Annotated in this window: 3 protein-coding genes; all 3 read left to right on the top strand. The window is 41.4% G+C overall.

From position 1 onward, the window contains the following. Nucleotides 1-58 precede the first annotated feature (58 nt). Genes GO621_RS18660 through GO621_RS18650 form a run of 3 tightly spaced genes read left to right on the top strand, consistent with a single transcriptional unit; the run spans nt 59 to nt 1237 of the window. Nucleotides 59-280, top strand: a complete 222-nt coding sequence (locus GO621_RS18660) for a transposase (protein ID WP_157569915.1) — start codon at nt 59-61, stop codon at nt 278-280. Next, a complete protein-coding gene (locus GO621_RS18655) occupies nt 225-980 on the top strand; it encodes an IS3 family transposase (RefSeq protein WP_232335713.1) in 756 nt (251 codons plus the stop codon). The genes GO621_RS18660 and GO621_RS18655 overlap by 56 nt, the downstream gene beginning before the upstream one ends. Before the next feature lie 26 nt (nt 981-1006). After that, nucleotides 1007-1237 carry an IS3 family transposase gene (locus GO621_RS18650; RefSeq protein ID WP_198170325.1) on the top strand — a complete coding sequence of 77 codons (231 nt, stop codon included), beginning with the start codon at nt 1007-1009 and terminating at the stop codon, nt 1235-1237. The last annotated feature ends 34 nt before the right edge of the window (nt 1238-1271 follow it).

Here is a 1271-nt window from a genome sequence, read left to right as displayed (position 1 = left end):
TGGAGTTGCTACCTTTGAATGGACAGAAGGTTAAGGGAAAAGACTTAACTTTAGAAATATGTCAATAATTAGAAAGCAGTACGACCGAGAGTTTAAGGTCATGGCTGTAGAATTGAGTAAGCGCCGCTCAGATCTGAGCGTGCTTGCAAAGGAACTGGAAATCAGGCCGGCTTTGTTATACCGCTGGCGCAGGGAACTGGAAACGAAGGCAGAAACGAGTTTTCCTGGTAAAGGTAAAGTGGTCTATACGCCTGAGCAGGCAGAGAGATTCACCGGCTAAAGAAAGAACTGCTGGATATGCAGCAGGAGCGCGATATACTAAAAAAGGCTGTAGGCATCTTCTCCAGGAGCGATGGCAAATATTCGGGTTCATAAAAAACAACAGAACTGGATTTACTATTGGGAAGATGTGTAAAATGTTTAAAGTAAGCAGAAGTGGTTATTATAGCTGGCTGTGTAGTAATTTATCTTTGAGGGATAATGATAACCAGAACCTTACTGGTCATATATTAAAAGTTCATGCAGATAGTAAAGGTACTTATGGTAGCCCCAGGATCGCGATGGAACTGAACAGGCAGGGAATCAAAGTATCCAGGCCGAGAGTGGCCAGGTTGATGCAGAAAGCAAAAATCCAGAGCATTATAAAAAACAAATTCATAGCTACTACCGATTCCACTCACAAGTTTGCTATTGTGGAAAACAAGCTGGAGCGGAATTTTAAGCCGGGCACGACTGGCGCGGTTTGGGTATCGGATATTACCTATATCAAAACCAGACAAGGCTGGCTGTATTTGACAACCGTGCTTGATATAGGTGATCGTAAAATAATTGGCTGGGCATTAAGTTCTACCATGAAGGCAACGGAAACAGTTATGCCGGCCTTCAAAATGGCACAAAAGAACAGGCCAATTATAAATGAACTAATTTTTCATTCTGACCGTGGTTGCAGTATTCCTGTAACGAATTCAGGGATTTATTGAACAAGAACCCACTAATTACCAGAAGCATGAGCAGAAAAGGAAACTGTTGGGACAATGCGGTAGCAGAAAGCTTTTTTAAAACCTTAAAAGCAGAATGTGTTTATCAAAATAAATTTGAAACCAGGCAGCAGGCTGCACTACTCATTTTTGAATATATCGAGATCTGGTACAACCGTAAAAGACTGCATTCTGCGCTGGGATACAAATCTCCACAGGACTTTGAAAAACAACTAAACAAACAAATTATCGCAGCTTAACTCTTTGTCCACTTTTTTGTTGCAAGTCCAGTTT

Source organism: Mucilaginibacter arboris (assembly GCF_009754915.1).
GTDB classification, from domain to species: Bacteria; Bacteroidota; Bacteroidia; order Sphingobacteriales; family Sphingobacteriaceae; genus Mucilaginibacter_A; species Mucilaginibacter_A arboris.
This window is presented reverse-complemented; position numbering and strand designations above follow the sequence as displayed.